The organism is Neotabrizicola sp. VNH66, assembly GCF_049445895.1.
Lineage (GTDB): Bacteria > Pseudomonadota > Alphaproteobacteria > Rhodobacterales > Rhodobacteraceae > Pseudogemmobacter.
The window spans coordinates 232,126-249,219 of the sequence record NZ_JBMSDW010000002.1; the positions used below are offsets into that span (position 1 = coordinate 232,126).

17 protein-coding genes and 1 pseudogene are annotated in these 17,094 nt (G+C 64.1%); 6 read left to right on the top strand and 12 right to left on the bottom strand.

The window, feature by feature from the left end; genetic code table 11:
* Positions 1-45: 45 nt before the first annotated feature.
* The 3 genes from ACO2Q5_RS03660 to ACO2Q5_RS03670 are packed head-to-tail and all read left to right on the top strand — an operon-like array spanning position 46 to position 3,175.
* Entirely contained in the window at positions 46-507 is a 462-nt protein-coding gene (locus ACO2Q5_RS03660; RefSeq protein ID WP_423288247.1) for a tripartite tricarboxylate transporter TctB family protein, read from the top strand.
* Positions 508-510: 3 nt separating this feature from the next.
* Complete coding sequence (locus ACO2Q5_RS03665; protein WP_423288248.1) at positions 511-2,010, top strand: tripartite tricarboxylate transporter permease; 1,500 nt, start codon at positions 511-513, stop codon at positions 2,008-2,010.
* Positions 1,994-3,175: a CaiB/BaiF CoA transferase family protein gene (locus ACO2Q5_RS03670; RefSeq protein WP_423288249.1), complete on the top strand. Its 1,182-nt coding sequence runs from the start codon at positions 1,994-1,996 to the stop codon at positions 3,173-3,175. The genes ACO2Q5_RS03665 and ACO2Q5_RS03670 overlap by 17 nt, the downstream gene beginning before the upstream one ends.
* A gap of 22 nt (positions 3,176-3,197) precedes the next feature.
* Here ACO2Q5_RS03670 and ACO2Q5_RS03675 read toward each other — a convergent pair whose 3' ends face one another.
* The 6 genes from ACO2Q5_RS03675 to ACO2Q5_RS03700 form a co-directional block, all read right to left on the bottom strand.
* On the bottom strand, positions 3,198-3,572 hold the full coding sequence (locus ACO2Q5_RS03675; RefSeq protein ID WP_423288250.1) for a YciI family protein: 375 nt from the start codon (positions 3,570-3,572) through the stop codon (positions 3,198-3,200).
* 13 nt (positions 3,573-3,585) lie between these two features.
* Entirely contained in the window at positions 3,586-4,623 is a 1,038-nt protein-coding gene (locus tag ACO2Q5_RS03680; protein WP_423288251.1) for an Ldh family oxidoreductase, read from the bottom strand.
* A 33-nt stretch (positions 4,624-4,656) separates the two neighbouring features.
* Positions 4,657-5,535 (bottom strand): alpha/beta hydrolase, encoded by an 879-nt coding sequence (locus ACO2Q5_RS03685; RefSeq protein ID WP_423288252.1) that lies wholly within the window; start codon positions 5,533-5,535, stop codon positions 4,657-4,659.
* 27 nt (positions 5,536-5,562) lie between these two features.
* Complete coding sequence (locus ACO2Q5_RS03690; RefSeq protein ID WP_423288253.1) at positions 5,563-6,990, bottom strand: aldehyde dehydrogenase family protein; 1,428 nt, start codon at positions 6,988-6,990, stop codon at positions 5,563-5,565.
* 3 nt (positions 6,991-6,993) lie between these two features.
* A complete protein-coding gene (locus ACO2Q5_RS03695) occupies positions 6,994-7,896 on the bottom strand; it encodes a VOC family protein (RefSeq protein ID WP_423288254.1) in 903 nt (300 codons plus the stop codon).
* 125 nt (positions 7,897-8,021) lie between these two features.
* Positions 8,022-8,588, bottom strand: a complete 567-nt coding sequence (locus ACO2Q5_RS03700; protein WP_423288255.1) for an NAD(P)-dependent oxidoreductase — start codon at positions 8,586-8,588, stop codon at positions 8,022-8,024.
* A 22-nt stretch (positions 8,589-8,610) separates the two neighbouring features.
* Between ACO2Q5_RS03700 and ACO2Q5_RS03705 the strand changes: the two genes are divergently transcribed.
* Entirely contained in the window at positions 8,611-9,111 is a 501-nt protein-coding gene (locus ACO2Q5_RS03705; protein ID WP_423288256.1) for a M24 family metallopeptidase, read from the top strand.
* Complete coding sequence (locus tag ACO2Q5_RS03710; RefSeq protein ID WP_423288257.1) at positions 9,108-9,761, top strand: flavin reductase family protein; 654 nt, start codon at positions 9,108-9,110, stop codon at positions 9,759-9,761. The genes ACO2Q5_RS03705 and ACO2Q5_RS03710 overlap by 4 nt, the downstream gene beginning before the upstream one ends.
* A gap of 199 nt (positions 9,762-9,960) precedes the next feature.
* On the opposite strand, the pseudogene ACO2Q5_RS03715 reads toward ACO2Q5_RS03710, so the two are convergent.
* The 3 genes and pseudogenes from ACO2Q5_RS03715 to ACO2Q5_RS03725 all read right to left on the bottom strand — a co-directional run bounded on the left by ACO2Q5_RS03715 (position 9,961) and on the right by ACO2Q5_RS03725 (position 11,920).
* Positions 9,961-10,751, bottom strand: a pseudogene (locus ACO2Q5_RS03715) (DeoR/GlpR family DNA-binding transcription regulator).
* Positions 10,752-10,796: 45 nt separating this feature from the next.
* Positions 10,797-11,579 (bottom strand): inositol monophosphatase family protein, encoded by a 783-nt coding sequence (locus tag ACO2Q5_RS03720; protein ID WP_423288258.1) that lies wholly within the window; start codon positions 11,577-11,579, stop codon positions 10,797-10,799.
* 29 nt (positions 11,580-11,608) lie between these two features.
* A complete protein-coding gene (locus ACO2Q5_RS03725) occupies positions 11,609-11,920 on the bottom strand; it encodes a TOBE domain-containing protein (RefSeq protein WP_423288458.1) in 312 nt (103 codons plus the stop codon).
* Here ACO2Q5_RS03725 and ACO2Q5_RS03730 point away from each other — a divergent pair.
* On the top strand, positions 11,863-12,594 hold the full coding sequence (locus tag ACO2Q5_RS03730; protein ID WP_423288259.1) for a LysR substrate-binding domain-containing protein: 732 nt from the start codon (positions 11,863-11,865) through the stop codon (positions 12,592-12,594). The genes ACO2Q5_RS03725 and ACO2Q5_RS03730 overlap by 58 nt on opposite strands.
* A 112-nt stretch (positions 12,595-12,706) precedes the next feature.
* On the opposite strand, the gene ACO2Q5_RS03735 is transcribed toward ACO2Q5_RS03730, so the two are convergent.
* The 3 genes from ACO2Q5_RS03735 to ACO2Q5_RS03745 form a co-directional block, all read right to left on the bottom strand.
* A complete protein-coding gene (locus tag ACO2Q5_RS03735) occupies positions 12,707-14,104 on the bottom strand; it encodes an aspartate ammonia-lyase (protein ID WP_423288260.1) in 1,398 nt (465 codons plus the stop codon).
* 113 nt (positions 14,105-14,217) lie between these two features.
* Positions 14,218-15,135, bottom strand: coding sequence for a LysR family transcriptional regulator (locus tag ACO2Q5_RS03740; RefSeq protein ID WP_423288261.1), 918 nt, complete (start codon positions 15,133-15,135; stop codon positions 14,218-14,220).
* A gap of 446 nt (positions 15,136-15,581) precedes the next feature.
* Positions 15,582-17,084, bottom strand: coding sequence for a GMC oxidoreductase (locus ACO2Q5_RS03745; protein WP_423288262.1), 1,503 nt, complete (start codon positions 17,082-17,084; stop codon positions 15,582-15,584).
* Between the last annotated feature and the right edge of the window lie 10 nt (positions 17,085-17,094).

Here is a 17,094-nt window from a genome sequence, read left to right on the forward strand (position 1 = left end):
GTTTCCGGTGGTCGCCCTCCGGCCGCCGTCAATGGCGAGGTAGTGATGCAAACCAATCCCATTTTGCGGCGCGAGGTCATGGGCGGCCTTGTCATGGCGCTGATCGGTGCAGGCTTTCTGACCATGTCCCTGGGTTACCCTTTCGGCACGCCACGCCACATCGGGGCCGGGGTGTTTCCGGCAATCGTGGCGGCACTCCTTGTCCTGACCGGTTCGGTCATCCTGCTGCGCGGCCTGCTGCGGGAGGGTCCCCGGATCGGCCGGCTGGCCTGGCGGCCACTGGCCCTGATCGCCGGTTCAATCGCCGCCTTCGCACTCTTGCTGCCGCTGGCGGGCTTCGGTGTCGCGACTGTCGTCATGGTTCTCCTCAGCGCCCGCGCCCATCCGGACTTCACCTGGCCCGGCGCCTTGTCGCTGGCCGCGGTGGTCACGGTCTTCGGCGGTGCTGTCTTCATTTATGGCCTTGGGCTGCCCCTGCCGCTTGTCGGCCCGATGCTGAGATTCTGAACGATGGATCTGCTGACCAATCTTGCCATCGGCTTCGAAGCGGCGCTCAGCCCCTGGAACCTGTTCTATTGCTTTGTCGGTGCGCTGTTCGGCACATTGATCGGAGTATTGCCGGGGCTGGGTCCGGTGGCGACCATTTCGATGCTGCTTCCGCTGACCTTCGGTCTGGACCCGACCGCTGCGCTGATCATGCTGGCGGGCATTTTCTACGGCGCACAATACGGGGGATCGACAACCGCGATCCTCATCAACCTTCCGGGCGAAAGCTCTTCTGTCGTAACCGCGCTGGACGGCCATCAGCTGGCAAGGCAGGGCAAGGCGGGGGTGGCTTTGGCCACGGCGGCACTGGCCTCATTTCTGGCGGGAACCATCGCCACGGTGGTGATCGCCCTGTTCGCGCCGCCCCTGGCAAAGATTGCCGTGGGATTCACGGCGGTCGAATATTTCTCCCTGATGATCCTGGGCCTCCTCGCCTCTATCCTGCTGGCCAATGGCTCGGTGCTGATGGCCATCGGCATGGCGCTGACCGGACTTTTGCTGGGGCTGGTCGGGGCCGATGTGAACTCGGGCGTCCAGCGTTTCACCTTCGGAGAGCTGAATCTGGCGGATGGCCTTGATTTCGTCGTGGTGGCGATGGGTCTTTTCGCCGTGGCCGAGGTGGTCCGCAATCTGGAATCCCCCGAGGATCGGGAGGTGATGGTGGCCAAGGTGAAAGGCCTGATGCCCTCGCGAAGGGAACTGCGGCAGATGCTGCCGCCTGCGCTGCGCGGCACCGCGCTCGGCTCGATCCTCGGGATTCTGCCGGGCGGCGGTGCGATCCTCGCCTCGTTCGGCTCTTACGTGCTGGAAAAGCGGCTGTCCCGCCACCCCGAGACCTTTGGCGCCGGTGCCATCGAGGGGGTCGCCGGACCGGAAGCCGCCAACAATGCCGGGGCGCAGACGTCGTTTATCCCGATGCTGACGCTGGGAATTCCATCGAACCCGGTCATGGCATTGATGATCGGCGCCATGGTGATCCAGGGCATCCAGCCCGGCCCCTCGGTCATGGTCGAGCAGCCCGCGCTGTTCTGGGGGATCATCGTTTCGATGTGGGTGGGGAACCTGTTTCTTGTTCTGCTGAACCTGCCGCTGATCGGCATATGGGTCAGCATGCTGCGGGTGCCCTACCGGCATATCTTTCCGGTCATCGTGTTCTTCAGTGCCGTGGGTGTCTTCTCGATCGGCAATTCGGTCTTTGATATCTGGATGCTGGCGGCGTTCGGCCTGATCGGCTACGGTCTGATCAAGCTGGGAGGCGAACCCGCGCCATTGCTGCTGGGCTTCATTCTGGGTGAAATGGTCGAAGAATATTTCCGCCGTGCCATGCTGATCTCGCGCGGGGATGCGACCGTATTCCTGACCCGGCCGCTCAGCGCGGCGTTCCTGTTGATGGCCCTGATACTTGTACTGATGATCGCTCTGCCGGCCCTGCGCCGGAAGCGTGAGGATGCGTTCGAGGAATGACGTGACCAAAGAGAACAATGGCTCCGCCGCCCCATTTACCGGCCTTCGTGTTGTTGAGCTTGCGCGGATTTTGGCGGGGCCCTGGATCGGTCAGACTCTCGCGGATCTTGGGGCGGAGGTGATCAAGGTGGAGGCGCCGGAGGGGGATGACACCCGCCGCTGGGGCCCGCCCTTCATCGACCGGCCGCGCGCCCATGGCGGGACCGAGCGGGTGGCGGCCTATTTCCACGCCGCCAACCGGGGCAAGACCTCGGTCACCTGCGATTTCTCGGACGAGGGCGATCTGGAGCGGCTGCGCGCACTGATCGCCGGGGCCGATGTTCTCGTGGAGAATTTCAAGGTCGGCGGATTGCGCAAATTCGGGCTGGATTACGAGACGCTCTCGGCGCTGAACCCGCGGCTGGTCTATGCCTCGGTCACCGGTTTCGGCCAGGACGGGCCGCGGGCCGCGCAGCCGGGCTATGATTTCCTGATCCAGGGCATGTGCGGGATCATGGACCTGACCGGCGATCCGGGCGGAGAGCCGCAGAAGGTCGGTGTCGCCTGGATCGACATTTTCACCGGGCTTTACGGGGTGATCGGGGTGCAGGCGGCGCTGGCCGCGCGGGAACGGACGGGCCGGGGCCAGCATGTGGACCTGTCGCTTCTGGACTGCGGCACGGCGGTGCTGGCCAACCAGGCGACGAACTTCCTTCTGGGCGGGGCGGTGCCGCACCGTCTGGGCAATGCGCATCCGAATATCGTGCCCTATCAGGTGTTTGGCACCTCGGACGGGCATCTGATCGTGGCCTGCGGCAATGACCGGCAATTCGCGGCTCTGTGCCGGGTGCTGGGTCTGGCCGGGCTGGAGCGCGACCCGGATTATGCCACGAACCCGGCCCGGGTGCAGAACCGCGACAGGCTGGTGCCGCAGCTGGCGGCGGCGATGGCCGGGCGGACGCGCGCCGATCTGATCGCGGCGATGGAGGCGGCGGGCGTGCCCGCGGGGCCGATCAACGACGTGGCCGAGGCGCTGGCCGAACCGCAGATCCTGTCCCGCGGGCTGCAGATCGCCCCCGAGGGGATTCCGGGCCTGCGCACCCCGATCCGGTTCTCCGAAAGCACCCTCACCACCACCCGCGCCGCCCCCGCACTCGGCGCAGGAAAGTGGAGCTTCGGAAAATAGCGCCGCTGCCCGGGGCGCCGGTTCAGCGGAACTCGGCGCTCTGGTCTGACAGGCGCACCGTCACGGTCATCGCGCCTTCGTTCAGATTCCAGCGGCGCAGCCTGTAGCTGCGCAGGCCTCGGATATGGAACGGGTCGCTGTCGGCGATGCGCCGCGCCTCTTCGAAACCGGAGGCACGGATGATGATCATGCCCGCGACGGGAATGTCGCTGCCCTCCTCCCAGACCGGGCCCGCGCCGAACAGGATACCCTCCCGCTCAAGACGGATCTGATGCGCCAGATGCTCGGGCAGCACTTCAAGCGTGCCGGGCGCGCTGGCCGGTCCGCTTTCTATGACGAAAAGCTCCATCCGGCGCATGGTGGCAACAAGGCGTTCTTCGGGGACCGGGCTGGTCATCGCAATTCCTCCTTCAGACCGCCAGTTCGGGCGGCATGGCTACGTTCAGTTCCGCGGCGGCTTCTGCCAGACGCCGGGCGGTGCCGACGGCCAGCGGGATGCCGCTTTCAAGTCGCTTGCGTGCGGTTGCCGCCCCACGCTCCCCCGGCAGCAATACCGAAGGGGTGCCTTCGGCCGGGACCAGTGCGTGGATGGCATCGGCAAGTTCGGCCATATCCGTATCGAACCTGTCACGCGGACCAAAGGCCGCCGGATCCAGCGCGATGACAAGCCCGTTGAAACCGCCCTTCTTGCGGCCCAGAAGCACCGGGGCAATCACCGCATTTCCTGCCAGAACCGAAGCCAGCACCTCGATCATCAATGACAGCCCCGACCCCTTGGCCCCCGCCATCGGCAACAGGGCGGCAACACGGTTTGCATCGGTGGTTTCGGCCCCGGTCTCGTCTATGGCCCAGCCCGGTTCCAGCGCGCGGCCGGTGTCGCGCGCGGCAAGAACCTTGCCCAGTGCGACCGCAGCGGTCGACATGTCCAGCGTAACGGGGTCTGCGCCGGGAACCGGGGCGGAGATGGCAATGGGATTGGTCGAGAGCGCCTCGCCCCGCGCGCCAAAATAGCTCATCAGCGGTTTCGAGGCCGTCATGACGATGCCCACCTGCCCCTGCCGCGCCAGACTTTCGGCGAAGAAACCCACAGCACCGGCATGCGAAATGGCGCGCGCGGCACAGATCCCGACGCCCAGACGCGATGCAAGCGCCGCCGCCTTTTCGACGGCAAGACCCATCCCGACGGCGCCCGGGCAGCGCCCGCCGTCAATCACCGTCACCGCCCCGAAAGCGCTGACCACCTCCGGCGCGCCCCCGGTTGAAACGCTGCCCTGACCCAGCATTTCGATATAGCGGGGAATGCGCAGCACACCATGGCTGTCCGTCCCGCGCAGATTGGCCCAGATCAGAAGCCGCGCCATCTGCCGCGCGTCATCTGCCGCAAAGCCCCCTGCAACCAGCAGGTTCTGCGAGAATTCGGTCAGCGCAGAGGCTGTTATGACGGGCATGGTCTTCTCCTGGAGGTTCGGCGGTTCGAAGGGTCAGGCCGCAAGCGGGGTGGGAAAGAACTTGTCGAGCCAACCCTTCATGACCGCCTTGGTCCGCGGCGCATCGGCCGGGGCCAGCGGGAAATGCGCGGTGGTGTCGACCAGAAGCAGCTCGGTCGGCTGTCCGGCCTTCTCGAACATCCGCACGGATTCGATGGTGGGGGTGATGATGTCATGCGCAGTATGGAACAGCAGCAGGGGCCGCGGCGCGATATTCGCCACCACATCATCGGCCCGGAAATCCATCATCGACCAAGCGGTTTCGACCGGAATTTCCATGATCGCTTTCGGCGACAGGTTCTTGCGCAAAGCCTCGGGGATCGGCACCGCGTCAAAACGCGAAATCCACATACTTTCGCCCGTCTCGCGCTTGTGCCGGCGGCCGGCGTCCAGCAGGCCGGTGAAACGCTCCCATTGCTCGGGCGTAGGATGCTGGCCGCGGAACTTCCGCTCACCATTGCCCCAGCCGCAGGAAGAGATGCAGCAGGCGACCCGCTCGTCGATCCCGGCGGTATAGACGGATACCGCAGCGCCAAAGCTGTGGCCGGTGATGCCGATGCGCAGGGGGTCCACCTCGGGCCGCTTGGCCAGCCAGGTCAGCGCGTTCTTGGCATCGGCCACCTGATCCATGCAGCGCACCTGCGCCCGCGCGCCCTCACTCTCGCCGCAGCCACGAAAGTCGAAGCGAAGCGCGACATAGCCGAACGCCTCCATCATCTCGGCCTGCAGCTGGGCATGGCTTTCGTCCTTGGTGCCCACAAAACCGTGGCAGACGATAAAGGCTGGCAAAGGGGTGCCATCATATCCTTCAGGGACATGGATCACGGCCGAGATCTTCAGGCCATCGGATTCAAAAGTGACTTTTTCCTGCATCTTGTGCTCCCTGGGCCGCCGGACCGATCAGCCGGCGTGGACATAGGCGGTCTTGACGACCGAATAGAACTCGCGGGCATAGCTGCCCTGTTCGCGGGGACCGAAGCTTGATCCCTTGCGCCCGCCGAAGGGGGCGTGGAAATCGACCCCCGCGGTGGGCAGGTTCACGGTCACCATCCCGGCGGACGAGGCGCGGCGGAAATGGCTGGCATGCTTCAGGCTTTGGGTCACGATGCCCGAGGTCAGGCCGAAAGCTGTGTCATTCGCCACCGCAAGGGCTTCGTCGTAATCCCTCACGCGGATCACGGCGGCGACCGGGCCGAATATCTCTTCCCGCGCGATGCGCATGTCGTTGGTGACTTCTGTAAACAGGGCCGGTTGCTGGAAATATCCCGGCGTCTGACGATCAAGACGCATGCCGCCGGTCTCAAGTCTGGCGCCCTCGGCCAGCCCCGTCTCGACATAGCCAAGATTGCCGTTCAGCTGATCCTGATCGACCACGGGGCCGATCTGGGTTTCCGGATCCAGCGCGTGACCCACGCGAAGGCCTGCGATCCGCTCTTTGATGGCATCGACAAAGCGGTCATGGATCCCTTCGGTGACCACCAACCGCGATGAGGCGGTGCAGCGCTGTCCGGTGGCGAAATGGGCCCCGTCCAGCGCGCAGGCGACGGCCCGGTCCAGATCCGCATCGTCCAGCACCACAAGCGGGTTCTTTCCGCCCATCTCCAGCTGGAAGCGCCGCAGTCGCGCCGCAGAGGCGGCCGCGATCCGCGCCCCGATCCCGGTGGAACCGGTGAAGGAAATGGCGTCGATCTCGCCCTCGATCAAAGCCTGCCCGACGGTCGAACCACCGCCCACCACCAGATTGATCACACCGGCCGGTGCGCCCGCCCGGTGCAGAATGTCGACCAAGGCCCATGCCGAACCCGGCACCAGCGAGGCGGGCTTGAACACGACCGTATTGCCCCAGGCCAGAGCGGGCGCGATTTTCCAGGCCGGAATTGCGATGGGAAAGTTCCAAGGGGTGATCAGGCCGACCACGCCCGCCGGCTCTCGCGTCACCATCACCTCTGTTCCGGGGCGGACAGAGACGCCCGTTTCCCCCGAAAGCCGCAACACCTCTCCCGCGAAGAATTCGAAGACCTGCGCAGCACGGTTGACCTCGCCGATGGCCTCGGCCAGGGTCTTGCCCTCCTCGCGCGCCAGCAGATGGCCAAGCTCCGCGCGTCTTGCAGACAGCTCGCGCGCAGTTGCCGACAACACCGCATGACGCACCAGCGGCCCCGAAGCGGCCCAGCCCGGCAGGGCGGCGCGTGCGGCCGCGATGGCTTCGCCAACCAGCGCCGCATCGCCGGTGGCATAGATGCCAATCACATCATCGGTGTCCGAGGGGTTGATATTCTCTTGGCCCCCGGTCTCGACCCAGCGACCGTTGACGAGATTTCCCTGCATCGGTCAAAGCGCCTGGAACGGAAAGAAATGTTCCCGCCATTCAAGCGGTGCAGGCGTCCCCCAGACATTCATGTCGCGCACATTGCCGGGGCGGGCCAGATTGGTGATGATCCGCGGTTCAAAATCGGCGTCATCGGCCACGACCATCATCGGGCCCGAACATTCGACGATGCAGCCCGCACTGTCGAGGTAATAGGCATAGGTGTTGTCACCCGGCCGATGCCGCCCCGGCCCCCACATCAACTGGCGGTCGTAACGGTCCAGAATGTCACCCAGACGGCAGTACATGTTGAATTCAGGGAATTCGAAGGAATAATGGTGCAGCCCCGGGGCATGGCTTTTCACCACGCCCAGAATGTGGTGCTGGCGGTTGCCGCCATACATCCACGACAAGGCGTCGTTCACCATACGCTCTGACAACCGCATGCCGCAGATCCGGGTCAGCTGCATGCGCGTGGCTTCGGGATCGGGCGACAGGATATTGGCGTGATCCAGCCGGCGCGGCCCGACCCCATTGGTCGCGTAACGCGGGCGGTACATGTCATCCTGAATCGGGGTGTGCACCTCGAACCGCAAACCTTCGGGGGTTGCGAAGGTGACGCTGGCCACGACGCCATCAAGGCTGGGCTCTTCGGACAGAATTGTGCAGCCCGCCTCTGCCACACGCGAGGCGGCAGCGCGGACAGCCTCGGGCGTCAGAGCCTCCAGCCCGATGGTATGGGTGGAGTTTTCGTCAGCCTCGACCAGCACCAGCTCGGCGGCCCGTCCGTTTGAGCTCAGCCAGACCTCACCCTCTTTCTGCCGGGTGACGCGCAGGCCGAGGATGTCGGTCGAATCCCGGATCATATCATTGATATTATTCGTATTTATTTTCACATGCCCAAGAGCATGAACCAGGTGCGCCATCGTCTTCCTCCCGCACGTCCAGTATCCATTGTCACCATCGTCATAGCGCGAGAGATCGACAGATGCAATTATTTTCGAAAAAGATTAGTAATTCGAAATTATAGCGCCTTGCAGGGGCTACGCCCCTAGGACGGGCGCATGACGAGATCGGGCAGGAGACCATCGGGGTCCTGAAGCCATGCAGTCAGATTCGCCCTGATTCCGGGCAGCACCTGATGGTGGTAGATATCGCTGCGACCGCCGACATGCGGCGTGACAATCAGCCGGGGCGCGGACCAGACCGGGCTGTCGGCCGGCAAGGGTTCCTGCGCAAAGACATCAAGCGCGGCGGCCCTCAGATGCCCCTCAGTCAGGTGGCGCAGAAGCGCCGCCTCGTCGATGCAGCCCCCGCGCGACAGGTTCAGCAGAACCGCATCGGGCCGCATCGCCCGCAGAACCGTATCATCCACAAGGTGATGGGTCCTGGCGGAATAGGGCGTCAGCACGATCAGGAAATCCGCTTCGCTTGCTGCAACTGCGATGTCACGCCTCGGATAGATGCGGTCAAATCCGGGGGCCGCCGCCCGACCATCGGAAACGCCGGTCAGACGCATGCCGAACGGCAGTAGGCGGATTGCCAGTTCGCGCGAAATGGCCCCAAGACCCGCAATGCAGGCGGTACGGTTCAGGAGCAGGGGTTGCGGCCACGGCACCCTGACCGCCCGGCAGGAGCTGGTGCTGGACGCCTGCACCCGCGGTGTGAAGGCGGCCGAGGCGCTGATCCGCCCCGGCACCCTGATCCGTGACCTGAACAACGCTGCCTTCGACAGCTATATCAAGGCCGGCCTGCTGAAGGATGCCGAGGCGCGGACCATGCCTTACAACTGGTCCACCGCAGAGGACGGCACCCCGCGCGAGATCCTGCGCCAATATGTCCCCGACGCGGATTATGAGGCGCAGGGCCGCCGCCTGATGCATGTCTACCCCGCGACCCATGGCCCGCATAACCCCAACCTTGGCCATTCGGTCGGCATGGCGGGCGGGCAGAACGCCTTCAACATCTCCTCCCACAATTACGACCGGCTGGAGGAGGGGATGGTCTTCGTCCTGCATGCCCAATGGCTGGAACCGATGTCGGCGGGCTGCAACATCGGCGACATGTATGTCGTGACCAGAGACGGGTTCGAGAATCTCTCGCGCCATACTCCCCTTGAGACGCATCGGATCGCCGCATGAATTCCCTCGCCCTCGACTTCGCGGCGCTGACGCCCAAGGAGCGTTACAAGCTGCTGATCGGCACCGTGATCCCGCGCCCGATCGCACTGATCACCACCCTGTCGCAGGATGGCACGCCGAACGCGGGATCGTTCAGCTTCTTCAACATCCTGACCCATGATCCCGCGATCATGGCGGTCGGCATCGAATACAAGCCCGACGGCACGCCAAAGGACACGGCGGCCAATATCCTTTCCACCGGGGAATTCACCGTCCACATCTCGGACCATGCGCTGGTCGATCAGATGGAAATCTGCTCAATCAAGTTCCCCCCGGATGTGGACGAATTGCAGGTTGCAGGGCTGCGCACCGTACCGGGCGTGACGGTGCGCAGCCCCCGCATCCTGGCCGCTCCCGCTGCGTTCGAATGCCATCTGGTGCAGACCGTCCCCGTCACCCCCGCCCGGGTGATCGTACTGGGCGAGGTCAAGCGGATGTTCGTGCGCGAAGGGTTGGTCGATCCGGAAACGCTCTACGTCGACCAGATCGGCATCGACGCGGTCGGGCGGCTTGGCGGGCATCTCTACGCCCGCCAGCTTGACCAGTTCGAACGTGTGACCCAAACGGTGGAGCAGTTCACGGCCGCGAATTCCATGCAGCACCGTGGGTGAAACGAAGGGCCCGCAAATGGCCTTGATCGCCCGATGCCTTGCACCCGAAACAGCGGTCAAGGCCGTCGGCGCGGGCGTCCCGTGGATAGGTTCATGAGGGTGGGGCAAGTGCGGTCCGGTTCGTGAAACACCGGAACAGCGCATCGGCACATGCAGCGCGCTGCGGCAGGGAAACCGGGGTCAGCGACACAGGGTCACCTCACGCGCCGACCGTTACCTCGACGCCGGAACGGCGCAGAAGGCTGGCCAGATGCGGTTCGGGCATCTGATCCGTGATCAGCGCCTGCATCCCGGACAGGCTGTCCACCGATACTGGCGCAGCAAGACCAAACTTGGTGGCGTCTGCCGCCAGAATCCGGTGGGCCGCCTGACGAATGGCCGCCTGCAGGATCCGCGCCTCGGCCAGGGTCTCGACGGTCATCATGCCGTCGCTTGTGATGCCGCTTGGCGAAAGCACGGCGACATCATAACGGAAGCCCGAGACGAATGCGGCAACGTCATCGCCGAAAATTGCCCCATCGCCGTTGCGGACATAACCCGCAGGCAAGGCGATGCGGAAATCTGTGCGCTCCTCAGGATGGCGGCGGTGCGCAGCGAATGGGTCACGATGTGCAGACCATTGTGGCGGCACAGGGCATGGGCGATCGCTTCTGTCGTGCCGCCCACTTCAAGAAAGACCGAGGCATTGTCGGGGATGGCCGCAGCGACAGCCTGGGCAATCCGCTCCTTGGCCTGACGGTTGTAGCCCCGGCGCTGACGATAGGCGAAATCGTCGGTCCGGACGCCAGGTGCCACCCCGCCATGATAGCGCCGCACCCGCCCCTGCTCCAGCAGTTCCGCCGTGTCGCGGCGGACGGTCTGGTTGGTGACATCCAGTTGCGCCACCAAGGCCTCGACAGTGGAAAATCCTCCGGATTCAATGATCTGAAGCAGGCGCTCCTGTCGCAGTTCCTTCTTGGTCTTGGCGGGCATCGTCCATCCGTGGCTCATTGGCCCTGGGCGGACCGGGCTGACGCGAAGGGTAAGGAGTCAGCCCTATGCTTTCAAGATGCGGAGGGCCGCCTCATGAAGGCGGGGCGTAGCCGATACAAGGACATTCCCGCCCCCCTCGGCCCGGCTGCCATCGAACCGGGTCACAATCCCCCCTGCCCTTTCGACGATGGGAATGATCGGCACGATATCATAGGGCTGCAGGCCGATTTCGACACAAAGGTCGATATGTCCGGCCGCAAGCATGGCAAAAGCATAGCATTCACCGCCATAGCGGGTCATGCGGACAGCCTCTGTCAGCCGCCCGAAGCTGGCAGCCAGATCGCCCGTGAACGGCTCGGGCGATGTCGTGTGGAGGATGGCATCCGCCAGAGTGTCCACCTCGCGCACGCGCAACGGATATTGCTGCCCGCCCCGCGATCCCCATGCCCCCTCGGGCGTGGCCCAGAACCGTTCGCCGGTGAAGGGCTGCGCCAGCATCCCCATCTCTGAACGGCCTTCGACCGTCATGCCAAAGATCGTGCCCCAGACAGGAATGCCGCAGAGGAAGGGCCGCGTGCCATCGACCGGGTCCAGCACCCAGCACATCGGGCCTTCTCCCGAAGCGCCGAATTCCTCGCCAAGGATGGCATGATGCGGGTATTCGGCGGCGATCAGGGCGCGCATCGCCCGCTCGGCCTCACGGTCTGCGGCTGTCACGGGATCGAAGCGCCAGCCGGGCTTGTCCTTGCTGTCGACCTTGATCGGCTTGCGATAGCGCGACATGGTCTCAAGCTCTGCAGCATCGGCAAGACGATGCATGAAGTCGGCGCCGGGAAGCTGGGTCATCTGTGGTCTTTCTGCAAATCTGTCACTGGTCAGGATGAGGCCGCGATCAGGGCAACGCCGCGCGGCGCCAGCCCGATGCCCACGTCGCAGCCATGGCTCAGCTGGCGCTCCACCGCGGTGTCGACGGCGAAAAGCACACCCTGTTCGGTCTCGATCTCATATTCGATGTGGTCCCCCAGATAGCAGCTGGTGCGGATGCGCCCGGACAACAGGCCGGGTGCGGGGGCCTGTATGTGGATGGAATTGGGGCGTATCGCGAGTTCCGCCTTGCCGGTCGCGTGGCATGACGACCACCGAGGCCGGAAAGCAATATCTGATCGAAATCCGCGGCCTGCTGTCAGATCTTGGCGCGGCGACGCATCGCTTCTCTAGGTTTGATAGCGCGGTCAATACTTTGCACATCGCCACACTTCCCAGCATGGGCAGCCTCTGGCTGGCGCCGCGCCTGTCGGATTTTACCCGGCGCAATCCGCAGATCGCGCTGGCCGTGGTGGAAAGCATCGGTATCGTCGATTTCGCCCATGGCAATATCGACTGCCTGATCCATTACGGATCCTCTGCCTGGCCCGAGGGCGCGCGGTCCGAAACGCTGATGCAAGAGACACTCTTGCCCTATGCCCCGCCCATGTTGCTCAAGGGCCGGACGCCATCCGCTGCACTCCTTCTGGATCTGCCCCTGATCCAGCACACCCATCGCCCGACGGCCTGGCGTGACTGGTTTCAGGCGGTCGGCCTGTCCCGCCCCGGCGCCACGCTTGGCCATCGGTTCGAGCAGTATCAGATGGGGATCAGGGCGGCCGCCGGCGGGCTTGGCGCGGTGCTGATGCCCCCGTTCATGGTCGAGCAGGAGGTCGCAGATTCAAGCCTGGTCGCCCTCCATGACACGCCGATAACCACCGGCTGGACCTTCCAGTTCGTCAGCCCGGACACCAAGCGCCAGAACCCCGCGGTGCGCCGCTTCCGCACATGGCTGATCAGCGAAATACGGCAGACGATGCGGGACCAGCCCGCATAGATTGCGCATAGGCCAAGCCCCCTCAAAAAGCCCCGGCCCTGCCGCGCATGGCTGCACGTGGCAGGGCCGGGCTGAACACCCCGCCCCTGCCCGGCTAAGCGTGCCGCCCCCCTCAGTGCGGTGAGGTCAGCATTTCAGGGCGCAGCACCTCGGCCAGTTTTTCCCGGTCCAGCAACCCACGCTCAAGGACGATTTCTTTCACCCCACGGCCGCTGCGGTAGGCCTCCATCGCGACCTCGGTGGCATTGCGATAGCCGATATAGGGGTTCAGCGCCGTGACGATGCCGATCGAGTTTTCCACGATATCCGCCAGCCTCTGCCGGTTTGCAGTGATCCCCCGGATGCAGTTCACTTCCAGTGTCGTGCAGCCCGCCGCAAGGTGGGAAAGGCTTTGCTGCAAGCTGTGAAAGATGATCGGCTCGAATGCGTTCAGCTGAAGCTGCCCCGCCTCGGCGGCCATGGTGATCGTGATGTCATGGCCGATGACCTCGAAAGCGATCTGATTGACGACTTCGGGAATGACCGGGTTGACCTTGCCCGGCATGATCGAGCTGCCGGCCTGCCGCGCGGGAAGGTTGATCTCATTCAATCCCGCACGCGGCCCCGAGGACAGCAGGCGAAGATCGTTGCAGGTCTTGGACAGCTTGACCGCGATCCGCTTCAGGACGCCGGAGAGCTGGACAAAAGCGCCGCAATCCTGCGTCGCCTCGACCAGATCGGGGGCGGTAATCAGATCATAGCCGATCAGGCCCGAAAGCCGCTCGCGCACCAGAGCCGCATAGGCCGGATGCGAGTTGATGCCGGTTCCGATCGCCGTGGCGCCAAGGTTCACCTCACGGATAAGGTCGACGGCCTCGGCCAGACGCATCCTGTCTTCGGACAGCATCATCGCATAGGTGCCGAATTCCTGGCCCAGTGTCATGGGCACCGCATCTTGCAACTGCGTGCGGCCCATTTTCAGGATGTCCGCGAATTCGGCCGACTTGTCCGCGAACGCCAGCCGCAACCGCTCCATCGCCTCGGAAAGGCGCAGGACGCCCGCTCTGGCTGCCAGCTTCAGTGCGGTCGGATAGACGTCATTGGTCGATTGGCCCGCATTCACATGATCGGTGGGATGGATGACATGATAGGCCCCGCGGGGATGCCCCATCAGCTCCAGCGCGCGGTTCGCGATGACCTCGTTCGCGTTCATGTTGGTCGAGGTCCCTGCCCCGCCCTGAATCGGGTCAACGATGAAATGATCATGCCAATGGCCCGCGCGTATCTCGCGGCAGGCTGCGACGATGGCATCGCGGCGCGACGCATCCAGCACGCCAAGTTCGGAATTGGCCTCGGCAGCAGCCTCCTTGATTGTCGCAAGCGCCACGAGCAGGTCGGGCGTGTCGGCGATCGTCCGTCGAGAGATGCAGAAATTCTCGGTGGCGCGCAGGGTATGGATGCCCCACAGGGCATCGTCAGGCACCTCACGATCACCGATGAGGTCATGTTCAAGGCGCGTCGGTCCCGGCATTGGATTTCACACATGTTGAAGCGAAAACAACGCTCTGTGCTTGCTCTCGCAGGTTTCGTCGCCGGTTTCCTACCAGCCTGCCGGCCCTGCGCCCAATGCCAAGAATGAGACGCTTATTCCGAAACGGAATAGTTTGCGTGACGCCAGGCTTTTTCCACGACTGCGCGCGATCTTTCACCGTTTCGGTAGAGCCGGATTTCCATCGGCAATTCCGGCGCGACACAGACCAGTCGCCCCTCGGACAATTCCGCCGCCACCAGCTGACGTGGCAACCATGCCAGGCCATGCCCTTCAAGCGCCATGAACTTCAGCGCCTCGGCCAGAGAGTTCTCGTTGATATGGGCGGTCCGTGTCGCCGGCGCGCCGGGCTGATTTTGCGCCAGCCCGGACAGCAGGCCAAGAAAGGAACCACGCGAATATTGCAGCAATGGCAACGGGGACTGCCAGCCTGACAAGGCCTGCGGTGCGGCAACCGCTGTCAGCCGGTCTTCCCCGATCACCTTGAAGGGAAACCGCAGCGCATCCAGCGGCACGGGAACCGATGGATGATGATAGGTCATCATGAAATCGTAGCCGCCATCCACCAGTGCCTCAAGGCAGAGCGCATAGTTCTCGGGCAGGACACGGCTCGACACGGGGCCAAGCTGTGTCTGAACCTGCGACAACCAGCGCGGCAGGAAGGTCAGGGCAAGCGAATGCAGCGCGGTCACGGCAATCGTCGGCCCGTCGGAATTGTCCTGCCGCAGCGCGGCACGGCTCTTGTAGGTCAGGCGGACGATTTCCTCTGCCGCTTCCCGAAACGCGCGGCCGTCCGGGGTCATCCGGATGGGATAGGTCGACCGGTCAAGCAACGTAGTCCCAAGCCAGACCTCAAGCGAGCGGATCCGGCGGCTGAACGCCGATTGGGTCACATTTCGTTCTTTGGCCGACGCCGAGAAGTTGTGAGTCTCTGCCAGAGAAAGGAAATCTTCCAGCCATTTGAGTTCCATTCCGATACCTCGGTCCAAAAAGCCTTTGTGCCGGGCGCGCACCGGGAAGAACCGGCCCCCTGTCATCATCCCGGGTCAGGAAGCGATCTGCCAGCCGTTCGCGCCAATCTTGGTATTGTAAATCGGACAAGGTGCAGCAACCCCTCGCCCCCCCCCCTGCCTTTCTACACCCTGATCTGGTGGGCAGAAGTCCCCAGCCGGATTTCACGCCCAGGCCGCATGTGGGCGCCGATTTTCGGGTCATTCCGGCAAGCATATTCCGGACGGCTCCGGTAAAGTGGCCCCTGACAGCCCCCCGCTAAAGGCCTCAGAATTGCCCAGCAGCAGCTGGCGCGATACAGTGCCGCCCTCGGCTGAAGTGCAAAACCCCATGCCGCCGATATGAGAGGAAGCCTGCATTCCTGACGCTCAACAGGGCAGCGGTTGCAAAGTCAGCGCGGGGTGCCGTCCGACAAGCGGCGGGCGCACATCGGGGCTGCGCAACCGCCTCAGATTTGTGCGGCCATCTTGCTTCCGGCCTTCAATGCAAGTGCCGCAACAGTCAGCGCCGGGTTGACCGCGGCCGAGGTCGGCAGGACCGAGGCATCCGTGATCCAGAGATTGGGGATATCATGGCTGCGGCAATCAAGATCAACGACCGATGCGCCTGGGTTACTGCCCAGCCTTGCGGTGCCACATTGATGCGATGTGGTCTTGTTGCCAAAGATCCGCACAAGCACCACCGGGAACCCGGCCTTCTTCATCACCTGTTTCGTGCGTTTGATCAGCAGGTGATGCGCATCCATGTTCGAACGCTGCCAATCCATGATGATGTCATCCCCGCGCACCAGCACGCGGCTGTTGGGATTGGGAAGGTCCTCGGATGTCAGGAACCAGCCGAATGCCCGGTTGGCCATCAGACGCGCCAGAGGCCGGGTCAGTGCCGGAACCTGGGCCTTCAGAATGTTGCCGGTGATCCGCCCCAACAGCTGGACATTGCCAAGAGGCGCGTGGACGTCAGGATCGTCACTATAGAAATCATTGAAACAAAAGGTTTTTTGATAGACTGAATCGTTACGGATGAACGGGTTCAGCGTGATCATCGCGCTGGTGTTGTGGTTCATGAAATTGCGCCCCACCTGGTCCGAGCCATTGGCCAGACCCGTCGGATGCGCCGCATTGGCAGACCGCAGCAAAAGCGCCGCCGTTTGCACAGCCCCCGCTGCCACTGCGAAATGCCGCGCGGTCAGCCGTTCCTCGCGTCCGTTGCGGCGGATGACGGCGGCGGTGACCTGCCGGCCCGCGGCGTCGGTTTCCAGCCGGATCACCTGTGCGCCGGTCATCAGCCGGACGTTGGGATGTTCCAGCGCCTGTGCAAGCGGCCCGACCTCGGCGTCGATCTTGCCGGCCCCGCCGGTGTTCGGAAAGGCATCCCAGCCGGTCTGACCGCGGCGCAGCCAGGCGTTGATGTCGATGGCCAGCGGCAGGCTGGAGGGATGGACCCCTGCACGTTCCAGCCGCGCGCGCACCTTCTGCAGCGCCGGCTCGTCCGGCACGGGCGGATAGGGGAATGGACCCGACCGGGGAGGTTCGGTCGGGTCCTGCCCGGCGGCGCCGCGAACCTTGAACAGGGCTTCGGCCCGGGCGTACCAGGGTTCCATGACCTCATAGGGCATGTCCCATCCGGGAGATGCCCCCTGCAGATGCGGGCGGGCACGGAAATCTTCGGCGCGGTAGCGATACATCACCGCACCGTAAAATTTGGAATTGCCACCGACATAGTAGTAGTTGCCCGGCAGGAACTTCTTGCCGTCCGAGCCATACCACTCCTCGGTCGAGCGATAGACGCCCCGTTCGAAGATGGCGATGTCATCGCGGGCATCGGGGCTGTCCGGCAGATGCTCGCCGCGTTCAAGCACCAGAATGCGGGCCCCAGAGGGTGCAAGCGCCGAGGCCAATGTGCCGCCGCCGATCCCCGAACCGATGATGATGACGTCGCTGTCGGTGGTCATAGCGCTTGCC